Origin of the sequence: Streptomyces lasiicapitis, from assembly GCF_014646335.1 — a bacterium.
Taxonomy (GTDB): domain Bacteria; phylum Actinomycetota; class Actinomycetes; order Streptomycetales; family Streptomycetaceae; genus Streptomyces; species Streptomyces lasiicapitis.
This window is the reverse complement of record NZ_BMNG01000007.1, coordinates 366,894-382,240: the sequence shown is the minus strand read 5'-3', so window position 1 is coordinate 382,240 and position 15,347 is coordinate 366,894. Positions and strand designations below refer to the sequence as shown.

The window sequence follows — 15,347 nt, the reverse complement described above, 5'->3', positions numbered from 1 at the left end:
CTTCACGGGCTCCATGCGTGGGCGTACCCCTCGCGCAGGGGCCCGCCGAGCAGCCCCAGCACTTCCTCGACCGCGGCCGTCAACGGACCGGGGTCGGCCCGCTCGGCCACGGCCAACTGGCCGTCCAGCAGCGCCTTCCCGCGCACCGGATCCGCGTCGAGCAGTCTGCGCGGAAGCCATTTGCCGATGCCCGTCCAGGCGTTGTGGTGGGCGGTGAGCAGATGGACGGCTTTGCTCAAGGCGTGGTCGGCGAGGGCCAGTTGTTCGTAGCGGTCGCTCGCGGGCGTGTCGATGAGGTCGTCCATGAAGCAGGTGAGGACGTAACGTCCGTGTTCCCGCTCGGCCTCGGTGAGCGGTGGGGGCCCGGAGGCGAGCACCTCACGGGCCAGTTGCCGCGTGCGGGCCACATGCCCGAACGGGTCGGTGAGGGGCACGCCCTGGTCGTACAGGAAGAGGACGGTGCCGCGGCGTCGTGCTCTGTCCCACGCGAAGAACTCCGGTACGCCCGCGAGGGTGTTGAGGAACAGCTCGGCGAGGCGGCCGCCGTGGCGGACCACCTCCCGTCGGCTGGTGTCCGAGCCCGAGTCCGAGTCCGGCAGGAGGATGGCCACGTCGAGATCGCTGGTCGGGGTGGCGCGGCCGTGGGCGGCGGAGCCGCCGAGGAGGGCGCCGAGGGCGTGCGGGAAGCGCGCCTGGACCAGTCGTAAGGCCTCGGCTTGAGGCGTCTCATGATCATTCATGGACGTTCATCGTGCCAGGAACAACGCCTCCGCGTCGGCGATCGCCTGGGCCAGGGCATCGGGCCGCGGTCGCAGCCCCGCCAGCACGTCATCGACACCGCGCAGCCCCGCCTGCCGCAGGAGCCGCTTCTCGTTGGTGACCCATTCGCCGCGGGCGGCCAGTACGGCGTGCGCGGTCTGCAGGGCGGCGGTGGCGATGGCGCCCGCGGTCTCGGTGGCCTGGCCACGTGGTGCGTACGAGGACTTGGCGTACTGCAGGGTCATGGCCGCGCGGTCCCGCCACATGGGCGGCGCGGCCTCGCGCAGGGCCTGCGGGTACTCGGGCCGGGGCAGGGTGCCGCGCAGCACGTGGTTGACGGCGAGTTCGCCCACTACCAGGTAGCTGGGGATGCCGGCGAGGTGGAACATCAACGGCTCCCAGCGGAAGCGGCCTTGCCGCGCTTCGGCCAGTTCGTGTTCGACCACGTCGAGGTCGCGATAGTGCACGTCGACGCTGCGGCCGTCGATGGTGAACCAGCCGCCACCGTTGAACACTCCACCGCCCCAGCCGCCGATCTCGGACACTTCCCCGTCCCAGCCGAGCGCCCGCAGGTCGTCCGGGTCGAACGCGCCCCGGTAGTACAGCGCCAAGTCCCAGTCACTGTCGGGGGTATGAGTTCCCTGGGCGCGTGAGCCGCCGAGGGTGATGGCGCGCACGGAGGGAAGGGCGGCGAGGCGGTCGGCGACACGGTCGAGGAACAGGTCGTCGTCGGTCATCGATGTGGTTCCGATCGTCGTGAAGCGGATGAAGTGGATGATGAGCAGCCGGTGTTGTTGGTGCCGTCGGCGCTGCGGGCACACCTTCTGAACGCCGGAGCGGGGGCTCGGACGGCGTCAGGTGGACAGGTGTGCCTGGATCATCACTTCATGGGGTCGACCATATCGTCGCCGCTCGCGGGCAGTTGAACGGGGAGGCTGCTGCTGCCGACGTCACCGCACATCCAACCGCCCTGACCACAACCCGGGCGAACCTTCCTGGCCGGAGTGCTTCCTCTCGCGCAGAGTCTCGATTTCCGCGGCCAGCACAGCCAGGTCGCGCACATGCGTGTAGTACTTGGCCGCGTACTCGCCGTCGATCGCCGGGAGAACCTTCTCGAACACGGTCGTCAGCCGGATCAAGCCTTTGCCGCGCTGTTCGTCCAGCGGGCCGTTGAGGACGCCCAGGGCGTAGCCATAAGCGTCCGCACCAAGCATCACCATGTCCTGGTCCTCGATGTCCAGGCCGCGAAAGCCCGGCGGAAACGGCATGGCCATGTGCTCGGCCATCATCTGCGAGAGTACGTCCAGCTTCTCTTGGATCATGCGGGAGATCCTGCCGGAGCACTCCCGGCGAACCAATTCGCGCCCCTGAGATCTTCACCCGTGCTCGCCTCGTCCGGTACGGTCGCCGAGATCGTTTTCACTGCTGGGAGCCCATGAGGTTCGCGTGTGGCCTCGCCGGCAGTGCCGAGGATGAGAGCAGGTTTCTTATGGCATGCCGTATCAGTGAGCTCGTGCTCGGTTGCCGCGACCCCGAGCTGCTGGCTCGGTTCTGGTGCGAGGTCCTGGACTTCGTCGTGCTCGATCGCGAGGACGACGGCACGCTGGAGATCGGGCCGCGCGAAGGGTTCGGTGGTCCGCAGCCGACGATCATCCTCAGCTACCGGGATGAGCCGGAGAAGGGGAAGTCCCGGCTGCACATCGACGTCAACGCCACGGACCGCGACCAGGACGCCGAGCTCGAGCGGCTTCTGCAACTCGGTGCGCGCCCGGCCGACATCGGCCAGACGGGGGAGGAGCAGTGGCACGTCCTGACCGACCCCGAAGGCAATGAGTTCTGCCTGCTCAAGACCCGCCTCAACCCGCTTTGAGCAAGTGAGGGAGTGGCGGCGTCATCAACGACTTGCACCTGACCTCGCTTTGAGGGCAGGCCGTAGGCCGTGGATCGGCCATCACATGCGGACCGGCCGAGGGCAGGAGAAATGGTTCGCGATGCGAGTGGAGCGGATGGCAGGGTGCGACGCATGGCATCCCAGTACCAGATTCGCGCAGACTACGACGCTGACACGATCGTGGTCTACCAGGCATACGCGCCTGCCATAGCCGACGCGGCGCTGAGAGCGGGCCGCTTCGTTGCGCCGTTCTCATTCCACAGGATGACATGGATCAAGCCCTCATTCCTGTGGCTGATGCACCGCAGCAACTGGGCCCGCAAACCCGGTCAAGAACGTGTTCTCGCAGTGCGGATAACCCGGCAGGGCTGGGAGGACGCTCTGTCCCAGGCTGTGCTCACGACCGCGGATCCGGCAGCTGTGGCCCAGGCAGCCGTACATGTCCAGTGGGACCCAGAACGCTCGTTGCGCGGAGCGGCACTGAATCACTACAGCATCCAGGTCGGCATCGGCCGCCGTCTGATCCGCGCATTCAACGACGACTGGATCGTCAGCCTCACCGACCTCACCCCCCAGGTCCGCAAGGCCGCGACAATGACACAAACCGGGCACGCGACCAAAGCCAAGCGGCTATTCCCCGCAGAGCGGGTGTATCCACTGCCGCGGACGCTGGAAGGCCTCCTTTCCTCGGGTGGATGACGACCGGCTGGCGAGGGGAGGAGTTGCCTGCGGTGCCGCGGCCCCGGGCCGACCCCGTCGTCCAGTACGACACCCATCCGACGGAGTGCCGCCGGTCCACGGCACCGACCGACACCTGCCCGAGGACCGCGCCGTCGACACGAGTACGCACCCGGCGAGTCTTCCCCGACGTGAGCCGCGCTGTCATTCCCTTTCCGCGGCCCCCCGTCGGGTGCGGTCCGGAGTCAGCGGTTCAGTGCTGATAGCTGGCGTGCGTCGTGTACCCGGTGGCGCCGCCGCCCTGGTACCACGTGTCCGGGTCGGCGGTCTCCAGCGGCAGCCCTGTGCGGAAGCGTTCGACCAGGTCGGGGTTGGCGATGTAGGCGCGGCCGTAGCTGATGAGGTCGGCGCCCTGGGTGAGCCAGTGTTCGCCCTGGTCCTGGTCGCCCTCCTTCGGGGCGATCTGGCCGCCGGGGTTGATGATGTAGGCGCCCGGCCAGGCCTTGCGCAGGGCGATGAGGGTGTCCTCCTCGGTGGTGACGAGGACGTGGAGGTAGGCGAGCCCGAGGGGGGCCAGGGCCTCGACGAGGGCGGTGTAGTGCTCGGGGACGTCGTCCTCGGCGATGTCCCAGACGTGGCCGCCGGGGGAGAGGCGGATGCCGACGCGGTCGGCCCCGATGGCGTCGGCTGCCGCCTCGGCGGCTTCGACGGCGAAGCGGATGCGGCCGGTGACGGATCCTCCGTACGCGTCGGTGCGCTGGTTGGTGTTGGAGGAGAGGAACTGATTGATGAGGTAGCCGTTGGCCCCGTGGAGCTCGACGCCGTCGAACCCGGCGTCGACGGCGCGTCGGGCGGCGTCGGCGAAGACCTGCACCTCGCCCCTGACTTCGGCGGTGGACAGGGCACGCGGGACCGGGGCGGGCCGACGGCCGCGGGGGCCGGTGAACAGCGGGGCTTCCAGGGCGATCGCGGAGGGCGCGACGGGGTGCTGACCGGCGACGTCGGGGTGGCCGACGCGGCCGCCGTGCATGAGCTGGGCGAAGATGCGGCCGCCGTTGGTGTGGACGGCGGCGGTCACCGGCCGCCACGCGGCGACTTGTTCGTCGGTGTGCAGACCGGGGGTGTTCGGGTTGGACTGACCGATCAGGCTGGGCTGGATCCCCTCGCTGACGATGAGTCCGGCGGTGGCCCGCTGCGCGTAGTACGTCCCCGCGCTCGCGCCGGGCATGCCGTCGTCGGACGCGCGGGCGCGCGTCATGGGCGCCATGACGATGCGGTTCGGGAGCGTGAGGTTTCCGAGCCGGTAGCTGTCGAACAGGCTGGTCACAGTGGTGTCCTTCGCGTTGTGCCGAACGAGTGCGGTGGTTCGTCAACCACGCTAAAACCTGACGTTGACGTCAGAGGCAAGTGTTTCCGCTGACGCGCTTCACGCCGCCCGCGCTCACGTACCGCTGATCCTCAGCGAGACCCACAACGCGAGCGTCGAGACGAACAGCGCGAGGGGGACGGTGAGGACGCCGAGGAGCGTGAACTCCTTGAGCTGGACGTCGTGTTCATGGTGGTGGGTGATGCGCCGCCACAAGAGCGTGGCCAGGGATCCCGCGTACGTGAGGTTCGGGCCGATGTTCACGCCGAGGAGGACGGCGAGGACGGCACCCGGCCCGGACGGGGCCGCCAGCGGGGCGAGGGCGAGTACCGCCGGCAGATTGTTGATCAGGTTCGCGAGGACGGCGGCGAGTGCGGCGGTGCCGAGGAGGGCGGGCAGCGAGGAGCCGTCGGGCAGGGCATGGCCGAGGGCGTCGCCGAGTCCGTTGTCGAGTACGCCTCGTACGACGATGCCGAGGCACAGGACGAAGGCCAGGAACGGCAGGGACGCCGAGCGCGCGATCGCGGCCGGGGTGGTGTGGCGCCGGGCGAGGGCGCGGCCGGCCATGACCGCGGCGCCCGCCGCCGCGGCCCACGCCGGGTCGACGCCGACCGCGGACGCCACGGCGAACCCGACGAGCGTCCCGGCGACGGTCACCAGCGCGAACAGGGGCAACTGCGCGGGTTCCCGGGCGCCGTCGTCCTCGGTGGGCGCGTCGAGGTCGGCGGCGAAGAAGCGCCGGAACACGACGTACTCGACGGCGATGGCGGCCACCCACGGCAGCAGCATCAGCAGCGCGAAGCGGGTGAAGGTAAGGCCGGTGGCGGTGAAGGCGAGCAGGTTCGTCAGGTTCGACACCGGCAGGAGTAGGGACGCCGTGTTCGAGAGGTGCGCGCACGCGTAGGCGTGCGGCTTCGCGGGCGTACCCATGCGGGTGGCCGTGGCGAACACGACGGGCGTCAGCAGGACCACCGTGGCATCGAGACTGAGCGCGGCGGTGACCACCGAGGCGAGCGCGAAGACCGCCCCCAGCAGCCGTCGCGGCCGGTGCCGCGCCCAACTCGCCATCCAGGTCCCGCATGCCCGGAAGAGCCCCTCGTCGTCGCAGAGTTTCGCGAGTACGAGGACGGCGGCGAGGAAGCCGATCACCGGCCCGAGCCGGGTGGCCTCCTCGCTCACGTCGTCCAGCGGGATCGCCCCTGTGACGATCACGAGACCGGCGGCGGGCACCGCGAAGACCGCCTCCGGCCACCCGAAGGGGCGGACGACGGCACACACAAGGATCACGACCAGTGCCGCGACGGACAGGGACTCGAGGAGCATGACCTCGATCATTCATGCCGCGCGTCCGGGCCGGACCACCGCCCCGCCGACCCGTCGTCGGTGGGTATGGCGATGGCCACTGTGGCGACAGTGATCCGTGTGGTGAGGCGCGCGACGGGGGAGGAGGCACCATGGGGACACTCGCCGAAGGCGAAAGCAACGGCGACAGCCAAAGCAACGGCAAACGCGATGGCAAAGGCGCGAGCTCGATCCAAGCGTCAACCGGCAGCTAGGAGGCGTGACCATGACGATCCCTGGCCCCGAGCCACGGGCGGACGACGGTGTGGGTGCCATCACGGCGGCGGGCGGGCTGCACACGTACCAGTTGCGATTACACGCCGAGTACGGCCCCGTCGTGCGGTTCCAACTGCCCGGCGCCGGAACAGCCGTATCGGTCGCCGACCCCGTGCTGCTGGAAGCGACCGCACACATCAACAAACGACCGGAGCGCCTCTTCGAGTTCCTGGCCCCGCTCTGCGAGGCAGGCAACCTCCAGGTGATCCCGGCCGACGAGCACACGCCGTTGCGTCGGCTGCTGCTTTCGGTCCTCGCCGGGCGCCCGTCCCACGAACGGCACTTCGCCCGGTTCACCGAGCTGACAACGGAGCTCGCGGACGACTGGGCCGCGCGGTCCGCGCGGACCGACGGCGATCCCGTCGAACTGCAGAAGGACCTCACCGCCCTCACCCTGCGGATGATCAGCGAATACGCCCTCGGAGGCGACAGCGAGGCCACGGACCCGGACCGGGTCGTCGCCGCCTTCGAAGAGGTCCTCACCGAATACCTGGGACGGCTCTATGAAGTACCGGTCCCGGGTACGCAGGACGAGCGCGCCCGGCGCGCGGGCGAGGCCCTGGCCTACCTGCGCGCGACGGTCGACCGGGTGGTCGCGGCGCACCGTTCCGGCGGCCGTACGGACAAGAGCGACCTGATCGGGGCGCTCGTCGAGGCCGGTGAGAGCCCCGCGCGGATCCGCGACACCGTCATGGTGACGATGCTGGCCGCCCACCACACCACCGGCGTGGCCGTCTCCTGGACGCTGCACCTCCTGGCCCGCCACCCCGAGGCGGCCGCCCGCGTCGCCGACGAACTGGACGGCGTTCTCGGTGACCGCGCGGCCCCCGAGTACGCCGACCTGCGGCGACTCACGTACCTGGAAATGGCCCTCAAGGAGTCCATGCGGCTGTACCCGCCCGGTCCGTACGGCGCCCGCGAGACGACCGAGACCCTCGTCCTCGGCGACCACGAGATCCCGGCCGGGACGACGATCTTCTACCCGTTCTGGGCCGTCCACATGAACCCCGAGTACTGGCCGGAGCCGGAGAAGTTCGAGCCCGAGCGATTCTCCCCGGAGGAGATCGCCAAGCGCCCGAAGCTCGCCTACATCCCCTTCGGCCTCGGTCCCCGGAGCTGCGAGGGCGCTGTCCTGGCCATGGTCGAGGCCGAACTGATCCTGGCCGTCCTGCTCAAGCGCTTCCGGATCCGGCCCGCGCCGGGACACGAGACGGTGACCCCGATCGAACGGTTCGTGCTGTGGGCGGCCGACGACATCCACATGCTCGTGAGCCCCCGTCCCCGTACAGAACCGTGCCCCCGCCTGCCGCACCCGGCCGCCCCGGACGGCTGACGCACCTGACTCGCCGCCCCGGGCGCGGGCCGATGTCAGTGCCTTCTGCGAGCGTGAGTACATGACCACCACCGTGGAAGCCGCCCCCGGGGACCTGGTCGCAGTCCTGCGCGTGCCGGTGTGGAACACCCTGTCCGCGCGCGCCGGAAGCCTGCGCCGCGCCCTGCCGCCCCGCCCCGACGCCCCCGCCGCGCGCTTCGCGTGGCTGCGCGCCCTCACCCCCGACCAGGCGCGCGATGCCGCCCTCCTGGACCATCTCGACGCCCTGTGCGACCACCTCGCGGGCCACCCGGCCCTCGGCTACGCCCCGGACGACCCGCTGCCGGAAGCAGCCCTGGAGGCCGCGGAGGGCTTCAACCCACAACTCACCACATTGATCACGCGCTATCGGACGGCCCGTGCTGCCTCGACCAGCGAGCCGCAGCCCCGACGCCCAGCGCTGCGAGCGCGAAACCCAGCGCGGCCGGATTGACGTAACCGGGAGCGGCGTCGGTCGCGTAGCTGCCGCCGTCACTCGTCTCGCAGACGAAGCGGAGCGGCACATAGTCGACCGTGTAGTCGATGATGCCGGCGGTCGCCTCCCGCTCCTGCCAGCCCGGTGTACGACAGGACCGGATCGGTGCCGAGTCGGTGCCGCCGTCCTCCGCCTCGACGACCGCGCCGGTCACGCCGAGCAGGCCCCAGATGTACGTGGCGGCCGCCGCCGCGCAGAGGAGGGCGGCACAGCTCCGGAGCCATGTCTCCCGGTCGGCCTGACGGAGGCCGATCCTGCCCAGCGTGCCGCAGCCGTAGCCGACGAAACCGAAGACGGCGATCAGGCCGATCAGAACCAGCGGCACGAGGAGGAGGAAATGGTCCATCCGCCGAGTCAAGCAGTGCAGATCGTGACCGCTGTGGCGGAGCCCACGATTCCTGCAACAGGTGCGTCACGGCACGTGCGGGACGGGCGGCACCGCCTCATCGACGCGGCCCGCGCGCTAGCGTAGGGCCGCATGATCGTATGGCTCAACGGCACCCACGGCGCGGGCAAGACGACGACCGGCGCGCTCGTGCAGCAACTGATCCCGGATTCACGGGTGTTCGACGCCGAGAAGGTCGGCGAGACACTCATGGACATCACGCCGGGGCTGCCCTGGACGGGCAACTTCCAGGACTGGCCGCCGTGGCGGCCGCTCGTCGTCGAGACCGCCCGCCGCGTACTCGACTACACCGGCGGCACTCTGGTGATGCCCATGACCGTCCTGGTCGAGGAGTACTGGCGCGAGATCAGCGAGGGTCTCGCCCAACATGCTGTCCCCGTACGGCACTTCGTGCTCCACGCCGACCAGGACACCCTCCGTAGCCGCATCGAGGGGGACACCGTTCTCGGCCCCTCTCCGTTCCGTCTCCAATACCTCAAGCCGTACGCCGAGGCGGCCCGCACATGGCTGCACGGCGCGGCCGAGGTCGTCGACACCACGCGTCTCACACCCGCCCAGGCCGCCCAGCACATCGCAGAGGCCGTCAAGAGTTGAGGTCCTGACATGGCCAGCAAGTTCACCGAGCTCGCGATCGACTGCGCCGATCCCCACGCTCTCGCCCGGTTCTGGTGCGCGGTCCTTGTGTACGAGGTGCAGGACGAGGAAGACGGACTTGTCACCATCGGCTCGCCTGCCGTGCCTGAAGGCAGGAGCCGACCCGGCCCGGTGCCGCCGACGTTGACCTTCGCGCGTGTGCCCGAGGGCAAGACCGTCAAGAACAGGCTCCACCTGGACGTCAACCCGACCGACAGGGAGCGGGACGAAGAGGTTCGCCGCCTGCTCGACCTGGGAGCCCGGCACGCCGACGTCGGCCAGAGCGGCGACGAGAGCTGGGTCACGCTCGCCGACCCGGAGGGGAACGAGTTCTGCGTCCTCGCGAGCCGCCACCCCTGAGCGGCACACCTGTGGTCCGGCGCACGTACCCGACCGGATCGGGCACAGGATGTCGGGTCCGGCAGGGTGCCCGCTGCCTAGCGTGGTGATCGCGAAAGAGGAAGGGGACCGGGAAAGAGGAAAGGGAGCGGGAATGCTGGAGCGTCTCAACCAGGCCCTGGAGCACATCGAGCGCCGCCTCGACCAGAGCATCGACGTGGCCGACCTCGCGCGCGTCGCGGCCACCTCGGAGTACCACCTGCGCCGGATGTTCTCCGCGCTCGCGGGCATGCCGCTGTCGGAGTACGTCCGGCGCCGCCGGCTGACCGTGGCGGGTGCCGAGGTGCTGGCGGGGAACGAGTCGCTCCTGGAGATCGCGGTGCGTTACGGCTACGGCTCGGGCGAGGCGTTCGCGCGGGCGTTCCGTGCCATGCACGGGGTCGGCCCCGGCGAGGCCCGGCGCGACGGCTCCGCACTCGTCTCCCAGCCCCGGTTGACCTTCCGCCTCACCGTCGAAGGGAGCAGCAGCATGCGCTATCGCGTAGTGGACAGGCCGGACTTCAGCGTCGTCGGCTTCAAGACCCGGGTGCCACTGGTGCACAGGGGGCCGAACCAGGCGATCATCGACTTCGTCCGCGGGATCGATCCGCGGGCCCTGGAGAGCCTGGAGAAGCTGTCGGACCAGGCGCCGCAAGGAGTGCTCGCGGTCTGCGACGACCTGGACCCGAGCCGCGCCGAAGGCACGGAGCTCGACTACTACCAGGGGGTGATCACGTCGGCGGACGCCCCCGAAGGCACCGCGGTGCTGCCTGTCCCGGCCGGTTCCTGGGCGGTGTTCACCACCTCCGGGCCGGCCCCGCAGGCCATCCAGGAGTTGTGGCGGGACGTGTTCACGGAGTGGTTCCCGTCCAACCCGTACCGCAGCCGCCCCGGCCCGGAGATCCTGCGCACCCGCCTGTCGGACGACAGGACCGAGGCCGACGCCGAACTGTGGCTTCCGGTGGAGCGGGAACAGGGCTGAAGCGGACGACGCGGCCCCACGTCGGGGTTCCGACTCCTACGTCGGGGCCCCGTCGACCGCCTCGTAGCAGGATTCGATCAGGTCACGCAGCGCCGCCCGCGGCGGACCGCTGCGCACCGCGAGGTAGGTCCGCATGACGGGCTCCGGGTCGCTCAGGGGGCGGAACACCACGCCGGGAACGGGGAGTTGATCGGCGTGCGGGGCGTAGAAGACCGTCCAGGACGGTCTGCCGTGGCCGATGGCGGCGAGGGTGTCCTGGTCGTTGGTGAACTCCGGGCCCAGGACGGGCGTGTACCCGGCGGCCCGGCAGGACACCATCACCAGGTCGTGCAGCGCTGGGTTGCGGGAGCGGGCGGCGAGCCGCAGCGGCAGGTCCGCGAGCCGGGCCAGCTCGACGGTCTGCCGCGCGGCGAGCTCGTGGCCCGCGGGCAGCGCCGCCACCAGCGGGTCCTGCCACAGCGGCAGGAACTCAAGGCCGGGTTCGGTACGTTCGCCGCGCAGCAGAGCCGCGTCCAGGTCACCGGACCGCACCTGCGCCAGACGTTCCTCGGTGCTGCTGGTGACGAGCTCCAACTGGGCGTGGCCGGTGCGCCTGGTGAAGGCCGTGAGTACGGAGTCCAGCCGGGCGCCGAGGCCGGAGCTGGTGCCGAGACGTACCGTCGCGGACTGTTCGGCGCGCAGTTCGTCGACGGCCTCCCGGGCGCGCGCCTGGAGGGCGAGCATCTCCCTGGCGTACGGCAGGAGGCGGTGGCCGGCCTCGGTGAGGCGGACGACGCGGGTGGAGCGGGTGAACAGCTCGGCGTCCAGCTCGCGTTCGAGCCGACGGAGCTGCTGGCTGACCGCGGACTGCACGATGTGCAGCCGCTCGGCGGCACGGCCGAAGTGCAACTCCTCCGCCACCGTGAGGAAGTAGCGCAGCTGACGCAGCTCCATGGTCCCGGGTCTTCCTGTCCGCTTCCTGCTCCTGCCCGCTGTGACAGGCATTGATCGCCCTGTCCGCCGTGGCGGGCATTGATCACCGTTCGCGATCAGTGTAGACGCGGATCGATCATTGGTCGGCGGCGGTGATCACGGTTGGCTGGAGGCATCACGAACCGCGCGGTCCGCAAGGCCCACGAGGCGGAAGGAAGCCGTCATGCCCTACCTGGACGTCAACGACACCACCCTCTACTACGAGGACGAGGGGACCGGCCCGGCGCTGCTGTTCCTGCACGGCTGGGGGACCAGCGGCCGGACCTGGGGCGCCCAACTGCCCGACTTCACCCGGGACCACCGGGTCGTCACCGTCGACTGGCGGGGCTGCGGGCGCTCGTCCCGGCCCGTCCTCGGCAACACCCTCGCCGGGGTGGTGGACGACCTGGTGGCGCTGATCGACGTACTGCGCCTCGACCGGCCGGTGGTCGTCGGCTCGTCGATCGGCGCGATCTTCGGCACCGAACTGGCGCTGCGGAGGCCCGAGTTGCTGGGCGGCTTGATCCCGGTGGACGGGACGGCGTACTGGGCGTCGACGGGGCTGCCGCTGGCCGAGCTGGCCGACGACCTGCACCGCGATCGGGCCGGGACGCTCGCCGGATGGGTGCCGCAGTGGTACGCACCCGGCACCTCGCCCGCACTGATCGACTGGACGGTCCGCCAGATCCTCGACTCCGGCGTCCACATCGACCAGCACTTCCGCTCCCTCGGCCAGTACGACCCACGGCCGGACCTCCCTGGACTGCGCGTGCCGGTCCACTACCTGCACGGTGAGCTGGACACCGAGATCCCCCTGGAAGTGTCCCGGACCTGCGCCGCGCTCACACCCGGCGCCGAGGTCGACGTCATCGCCGGCGCCGGACACCTCCCGCACCAGGAACGCCCCGTCGAGTTCAACACCGCGCTGCGCGCGGCGCTGGCCCGCATGGCCCCGTACGCCCACGCCGCCACATGACCCGCCGCTGAAGGAGCGCCCACCTCAGTCATCGGCCTTCCTCGACGCGGTGGACGAGCGCCGCGATGCGTGTAGCGACCTCGGGCCACAACTCCCTGGGCAGGTGGTGGCCCATCCCTTCCAGGATCACGAGTTCGGCGCCGGGGACGGCGGCCGCGGTGGCCCGGCCGCCACCGACGTCGCACACGATGTCGGAGTCGCCGTGCAGCACCAGCGTGGGCACCCGCAGCGAGCGCAGCCGTGCGGTGCGGTCGCCCGTCGCCACGACCGCGAGGCCCTGCCGCTGGATGCCGAGGGCGTCGTACCCCCGGTCGAAGATCCGTCCGGCCCGCTCGGCCGTGGTGGCCGCGTCGAACTCGTACCCCGGGGAAGCGGCGAGGCGCAGCGCGCGCGTCTGCCAGTCGACGAACGCCTCCCGCTCGTCGGGCGGTCCTCCCAGGTCGGCGAACACCGAGAAATCGGCCTCGCCGACACCGGGCTCCCCGGTCGTGGACATCATCGACGTCAGCGAGCGCACCCGGTCCGGATGTTCGACGGCGACCAACTGCGCGATCATCCCGCCCATGGACGAGCCGACGAGGTGCACGTCGGTGAGACCGAGCGCGTCGAGCAGGCCGACGGTGTCGGCCGCCATGTCGGAGAGCGTGTACGAGGCCGTGGAGAGGTCACCGGCCAGGGCCGCCGCGAAATCCGGCACGGGCGCGTCGGGGAAGTGCGTCGACCGACCGCTGTCGCGCGTGTCGAAGCGGACCACGTGCAGGCCGTGGCCCACCAACGCTTCGCAGAACCCCTCCGGCCAATTGATCATTTGCGCGCCCGCTCCCATGATCAGGAGGACCGGCGGAGCATCGGGCGCACCGAAACGTTCGTAGGCGATCTCGATCCCGGACGGGCCGACAAGTCGCGCTTTCAGTTCAGCCATGCCCAAAACGCTAGCGGCTTCAGGACAGTTGAAGATCGCGCTGCGGACTGACGTTTTTCCCTTGCCCCGCGAGTTACGGTGGAAATGGCCAGGGGGACACGGCGGCCGACTGTCACGCTGCGGCTTTGTTGATGTCCTTGGTTTCCAGGTGGGAGACGGGTGCCCCGTCCGTGGCGACGTTGATCATCGCGCGGCCCAGCTGTTCGGTGGTGGTGACCTGCTCCGGCGCCAGACGGCGGATGACGGGGAAGAGGGGCACGGCCACGACGTACAGGGCGCGGTAGAGACGGGTCTTGGACCTGATGCCGTGCAGCGGCTGGATGTAGCCCGGACGGAAGAGATAGGTGTTCATCGGCAGGGCGAGCAGGTCGTTCTCCGTCCTGCCCTTGACGCGGGCCCACATGACCCGGCCCTTCTCCGTGCTGTCGGTGCCACGCCCGGACACGTAGACGAAGGTCAGGCCGGGGTTCCAGGCGGACAGGGCGCGCGCCACCGTCAGGGTGAGGTCGTAGGTGACGCGGCGGTAGTCGTCCTCCGTCATGCGGAACGAGGAGACGCCGAGGTTGAAGAAGCAGGCGTCGTAGCCGGACATCTGCTCCTGGGTGTCGTCCCGCGCCATCAGTTCGGCCAGGTCCCGGTGGACGAGCTGCTTCAGCTTCGGGTGCTCCGCGTCGATCCGGGTCCGGCCGACCACCAGGACGTCCGTGACGGCCGGGTCGCGCAGGCACTCCCGCAGGACGCCCTGGCCGACCATGCCGGTCGCGCCGAAAATGATCGCCTTCATGCGTGTGCCTCATGCCTCTCGTCTGCGTGGCGTGGCCGGCCGGGTCCCGGTCGTGGCGGATCCGGCGGGCCGTGAGTGGGGATGCTATGCCCGGGCGCCCCGGATCCGATCATGCCGCCGTTCCCCGACCCGGTCCGACCGCTCGGGCGTACGATCGCGTACGTGACCAGCAGACCCGACCCGGAGCAGCGGCTGCGTGACCTCGCCAGGCTGCGCCGCGTCCGCGACCGGATCGACCGTGAGTACGCGCAGCCGCTGGACGTCGAGGCGCTCGCCCGCGGCGCGAACATGTCGGCCGGGCACCTCAGCCGCGAGTTCCGGGCCGCGTACGGCGAGTCGCCGTACAGCTACCTCATGACGCGGCGCATCGAGCGCGCGATGACGCTGCTGCGCCGCGGCGACCTCAGCGTCACGGAGGTCTGTTTCGAGGTCGGCTGCTCGTCCCTGGGGACCTTCAGCACCCGCTTCACCGAGCTCGTCGGCATGCCCCCCAGCGCCTACCGGCGCCAGGCGGCGAGCGCGACCGCGGGCATCCCGGCCTGCGTCGCGAAGCAGGTGACCAGACCGGTCAGGAATCAAGAAGCACGGTCCCAGAGCCGCGATTAGCGTGACGGACATGGACATCACACTGCACGCGAGCTTCCTGCCGCACAACGACCCGGAGGCCGCCCTGGCCTTCTACCGCGACGCCCTCGGCTTCGAGGTCCGCAACGACGTCGGGTACGAGGGGATGCGCTGGATCACGGTCGGCCCCGTCGACCAGCCCGGCACCTCCCTCGTCCTGACGCCCCCCGGCGCCGACCCCGGCATCACCGACGACGAGCGCCGCGTCATCGCCGAAATGATGGCCAAGGGCACCTACGGCGGCACGGTCCTGGCCACCGCCGACGTCGACGCCACCTTCGAGACGCTCCAGGCCGCCGACGTCGTCGAGGTCGTCCAGGAGCCGACCGACCAGCCGTACGGCGTTCGCGACTGCGCAGTCCGCGACCCCTCGGGCAACATGATCCGCATCCAGCAGGTGAAGTGAGCCGTTCGGCTGAAATCTGCCGCCAGGCGAATGCCGGACGCACCGCGCGAAGCTGGTGCAGAATCCAGCCAGCCACCGATCCAGCCACTCAGCCAGGCGACGGCGGCGGAGCCGCCCCGGAGACGGG

General features: G+C 70.4%; 19 protein-coding genes and 1 pseudogene. 10 read left to right on the top strand and 10 right to left on the bottom strand.

The features are described 5' to 3' along the window. Nucleotides 1-2: 2 nt before the first annotated feature. The 3 genes from IEY91_RS18030 to IEY91_RS18020 all read right to left on the bottom strand — a co-directional run bounded on the left by IEY91_RS18030 (nt 3) and on the right by IEY91_RS18020 (nt 2,081). Nucleotides 3-740, bottom strand: a complete 738-nt coding sequence (locus IEY91_RS18030) for a nucleotidyltransferase domain-containing protein (protein ID WP_189174760.1) — start codon at nt 738-740, stop codon at nt 3-5. A 6-nt stretch (nt 741-746) separates the two neighbouring features. After that, on the bottom strand, nt 747-1,496 hold the full coding sequence (locus IEY91_RS18025) for a nucleotidyltransferase domain-containing protein (RefSeq protein WP_189174759.1): 750 nt from the start codon (nt 1,494-1,496) through the stop codon (nt 747-749). Nucleotides 1,497-1,709: 213 nt separating this feature from the next. Then, nucleotides 1,710-2,081 (bottom strand): hypothetical protein, encoded by a 372-nt coding sequence (locus IEY91_RS18020; RefSeq protein WP_189174758.1) that lies wholly within the window; start codon nt 2,079-2,081, stop codon nt 1,710-1,712. A 167-nt stretch (nt 2,082-2,248) separates the two neighbouring features. Between IEY91_RS18020 and IEY91_RS18015 the strand changes: the two genes are divergently transcribed. Together IEY91_RS18015 and IEY91_RS18010 are read left to right on the top strand one after the other, a co-directional pair. Next, nucleotides 2,249-2,629: a VOC family protein gene (locus IEY91_RS18015; RefSeq protein ID WP_164327595.1), complete on the top strand. Its 381-nt coding sequence runs from the start codon at nt 2,249-2,251 to the stop codon at nt 2,627-2,629. A gap of 153 nt (nt 2,630-2,782) precedes the next feature. After that, a complete protein-coding gene (locus IEY91_RS18010) occupies nt 2,783-3,349 on the top strand; it encodes a DUF4291 domain-containing protein (protein ID WP_164327596.1) in 567 nt (188 codons plus the stop codon). A 28-nt stretch (nt 3,350-3,377) separates the two neighbouring features. On the opposite strand, the pseudogene IEY91_RS41860 reads toward IEY91_RS18010, so the two are convergent. The 3 genes and pseudogenes from IEY91_RS41860 to IEY91_RS18000 form a co-directional block, all read right to left on the bottom strand. Beyond that, a pseudogene (locus IEY91_RS41860) lies at nt 3,378-3,476 on the bottom strand (GNAT family N-acetyltransferase); the annotation flags it as partial. A 105-nt stretch (nt 3,477-3,581) separates the two neighbouring features. Next, nucleotides 3,582-4,655, bottom strand: a complete 1,074-nt coding sequence (locus IEY91_RS18005; protein WP_164327598.1) for an alkene reductase — start codon at nt 4,653-4,655, stop codon at nt 3,582-3,584. Nucleotides 4,656-4,769: 114 nt separating this feature from the next. Further along, nucleotides 4,770-6,017: an SLC13 family permease gene (locus IEY91_RS18000; RefSeq protein ID WP_229697048.1), complete on the bottom strand. Its 1,248-nt coding sequence runs from the start codon at nt 6,015-6,017 to the stop codon at nt 4,770-4,772. A 244-nt stretch (nt 6,018-6,261) separates the two neighbouring features. On the opposite strand from IEY91_RS18000, the gene IEY91_RS17995 reads away from it, so the two are divergent. Both IEY91_RS17995 and IEY91_RS17990 read left to right on the top strand, forming a co-directional pair. Next, nucleotides 6,262-7,644, top strand: a complete 1,383-nt coding sequence (locus IEY91_RS17995) for a cytochrome P450 (RefSeq protein WP_189174756.1) — start codon at nt 6,262-6,264, stop codon at nt 7,642-7,644. Nucleotides 7,645-7,705: 61 nt separating this feature from the next. Then, the gene (locus IEY91_RS17990; protein ID WP_189174755.1) at nt 7,706-8,116 is read left to right on the top strand and encodes a hypothetical protein; all 411 of its coding nucleotides are present in this window, start codon (nt 7,706-7,708) and stop codon (nt 8,114-8,116) included. Here IEY91_RS17990 and IEY91_RS17985 read toward each other — a convergent pair. Further along, nucleotides 8,022-8,504, bottom strand: a complete 483-nt coding sequence (locus IEY91_RS17985; protein ID WP_189174754.1) for a hypothetical protein — start codon at nt 8,502-8,504, stop codon at nt 8,022-8,024. The two genes, IEY91_RS17990 and IEY91_RS17985, sit on opposite strands and share 95 nt — an antisense overlap. A gap of 132 nt (nt 8,505-8,636) precedes the next feature. On the opposite strand from IEY91_RS17985, the gene IEY91_RS17980 reads away from it, so the two are divergent. The 3 genes from IEY91_RS17980 (at nt 8,637) to IEY91_RS17970 (ending at nt 10,557) form a co-directional block, all read left to right on the top strand. Further along, the gene (locus IEY91_RS17980) at nt 8,637-9,158 is read left to right on the top strand and encodes a P-loop nucleotide/nucleoside kinase family protein (protein ID WP_189174753.1); all 522 of its coding nucleotides are present in this window, start codon (nt 8,637-8,639) and stop codon (nt 9,156-9,158) included. A gap of 9 nt (nt 9,159-9,167) precedes the next feature. After that, a complete protein-coding gene (locus IEY91_RS17975) occupies nt 9,168-9,557 on the top strand; it encodes a VOC family protein (protein WP_189174752.1) in 390 nt (129 codons plus the stop codon). Between the two features lie 133 nt (nt 9,558-9,690). Further along, on the top strand, nt 9,691-10,557 hold the full coding sequence (locus IEY91_RS17970) for an AraC family transcriptional regulator (RefSeq protein WP_189174751.1): 867 nt from the start codon (nt 9,691-9,693) through the stop codon (nt 10,555-10,557). A gap of 36 nt (nt 10,558-10,593) precedes the next feature. Here IEY91_RS17970 and IEY91_RS17965 read toward each other — a convergent pair whose 3' ends face one another. Further along, nucleotides 10,594-11,490: a LysR family transcriptional regulator gene (locus tag IEY91_RS17965; protein ID WP_189174750.1), complete on the bottom strand. Its 897-nt coding sequence runs from the start codon at nt 11,488-11,490 to the stop codon at nt 10,594-10,596. Between the two features lie 202 nt (nt 11,491-11,692). Here IEY91_RS17965 and IEY91_RS17960 point away from each other — a divergent pair, with 202 nt between their 5' ends. Next, on the top strand, nt 11,693-12,484 hold the full coding sequence (locus IEY91_RS17960; protein ID WP_189174749.1) for an alpha/beta fold hydrolase: 792 nt from the start codon (nt 11,693-11,695) through the stop codon (nt 12,482-12,484). A gap of 28 nt (nt 12,485-12,512) precedes the next feature. Here the strand turns inward: IEY91_RS17960 and IEY91_RS17955 are convergent, their stop codons facing one another. Together IEY91_RS17955 and IEY91_RS17950 are read right to left on the bottom strand one after the other, a co-directional pair. Further along, nucleotides 12,513-13,406 (bottom strand): alpha/beta fold hydrolase, encoded by an 894-nt coding sequence (locus tag IEY91_RS17955; RefSeq protein WP_189174748.1) that lies wholly within the window; start codon nt 13,404-13,406, stop codon nt 12,513-12,515. Between the two features lie 112 nt (nt 13,407-13,518). Next, on the bottom strand, nt 13,519-14,190 hold the full coding sequence (locus tag IEY91_RS17950; RefSeq protein ID WP_164327607.1) for a Rossmann-fold NAD(P)-binding domain-containing protein: 672 nt from the start codon (nt 14,188-14,190) through the stop codon (nt 13,519-13,521). A 162-nt stretch (nt 14,191-14,352) separates the two neighbouring features. On the opposite strand from IEY91_RS17950, the gene IEY91_RS17945 reads away from it, so the two are divergent. Further along, complete coding sequence (locus tag IEY91_RS17945) at nt 14,353-14,796, top strand: helix-turn-helix transcriptional regulator (protein WP_164327608.1); 444 nt, start codon at nt 14,353-14,355, stop codon at nt 14,794-14,796. Between the two features lie 10 nt (nt 14,797-14,806). Further along, nucleotides 14,807-15,220, top strand: coding sequence for a VOC family protein (locus IEY91_RS17940; protein WP_164327609.1), 414 nt, complete (start codon nt 14,807-14,809; stop codon nt 15,218-15,220). The last annotated feature ends 127 nt before the right edge of the window (nt 15,221-15,347 follow it).

Excerpts from the sequence above, each read along its gene's own strand:
- IEY91_RS18010 (WP_164327596.1), top strand. The coding sequence starts at position 2,783 with ATGGCATCCCAGTACCAGATTCGCGCAGACTACGACGCTGACACGATC.
- IEY91_RS17990 (WP_189174755.1), top strand. The coding sequence starts at position 7,706 with ATGACCACCACCGTGGAAGCCGCCCCCGGGGACCTGGTCGCAGTCCTG.
- IEY91_RS18020 (WP_189174758.1), bottom strand. The coding sequence starts at position 2,081 with ATGATCCAAGAGAAGCTGGACGTACTCTCGCAGATGATGGCCGAGCAC.
- IEY91_RS17940 (WP_164327609.1), top strand. The coding sequence starts at position 14,807 with ATGGACATCACACTGCACGCGAGCTTCCTGCCGCACAACGACCCGGAG.
- IEY91_RS17955 (WP_189174748.1), bottom strand. The coding sequence starts at position 13,406 with ATGGCTGAACTGAAAGCGCGACTTGTCGGCCCGTCCGGGATCGAGATC.
- IEY91_RS17965 (WP_189174750.1), bottom strand. The coding sequence starts at position 11,490 with ATGGAGCTGCGTCAGCTGCGCTACTTCCTCACGGTGGCGGAGGAGTTG.
- IEY91_RS17975 (WP_189174752.1), top strand. The coding sequence starts at position 9,168 with ATGGCCAGCAAGTTCACCGAGCTCGCGATCGACTGCGCCGATCCCCAC.
- IEY91_RS17980 (WP_189174753.1), top strand. The coding sequence starts at position 8,637 with ATGATCGTATGGCTCAACGGCACCCACGGCGCGGGCAAGACGACGACC.
- IEY91_RS18030 (WP_189174760.1), bottom strand. The coding sequence starts at position 740 with ATGAATGATCATGAGACGCCTCAAGCCGAGGCCTTACGACTGGTCCAG.
- IEY91_RS17985 (WP_189174754.1), bottom strand. The coding sequence starts at position 8,504 with ATGGACCATTTCCTCCTCCTCGTGCCGCTGGTTCTGATCGGCCTGATC.
- IEY91_RS17995 (WP_189174756.1), top strand. The coding sequence starts at position 6,262 with ATGACGATCCCTGGCCCCGAGCCACGGGCGGACGACGGTGTGGGTGCC.
- IEY91_RS17960 (WP_189174749.1), top strand. The coding sequence starts at position 11,693 with ATGCCCTACCTGGACGTCAACGACACCACCCTCTACTACGAGGACGAG.
- IEY91_RS17950 (WP_164327607.1), bottom strand. The coding sequence starts at position 14,190 with ATGAAGGCGATCATTTTCGGCGCGACCGGCATGGTCGGCCAGGGCGTC.
- IEY91_RS17970 (WP_189174751.1), top strand. The coding sequence starts at position 9,691 with ATGCTGGAGCGTCTCAACCAGGCCCTGGAGCACATCGAGCGCCGCCTC.
- IEY91_RS18015 (WP_164327595.1), top strand. The coding sequence starts at position 2,249 with ATGGCATGCCGTATCAGTGAGCTCGTGCTCGGTTGCCGCGACCCCGAG.
- IEY91_RS18000 (WP_229697048.1), bottom strand. The coding sequence starts at position 6,017 with ATGCTCCTCGAGTCCCTGTCCGTCGCGGCACTGGTCGTGATCCTTGTG.
- IEY91_RS18025 (WP_189174759.1), bottom strand. The coding sequence starts at position 1,496 with ATGACCGACGACGACCTGTTCCTCGACCGTGTCGCCGACCGCCTCGCC.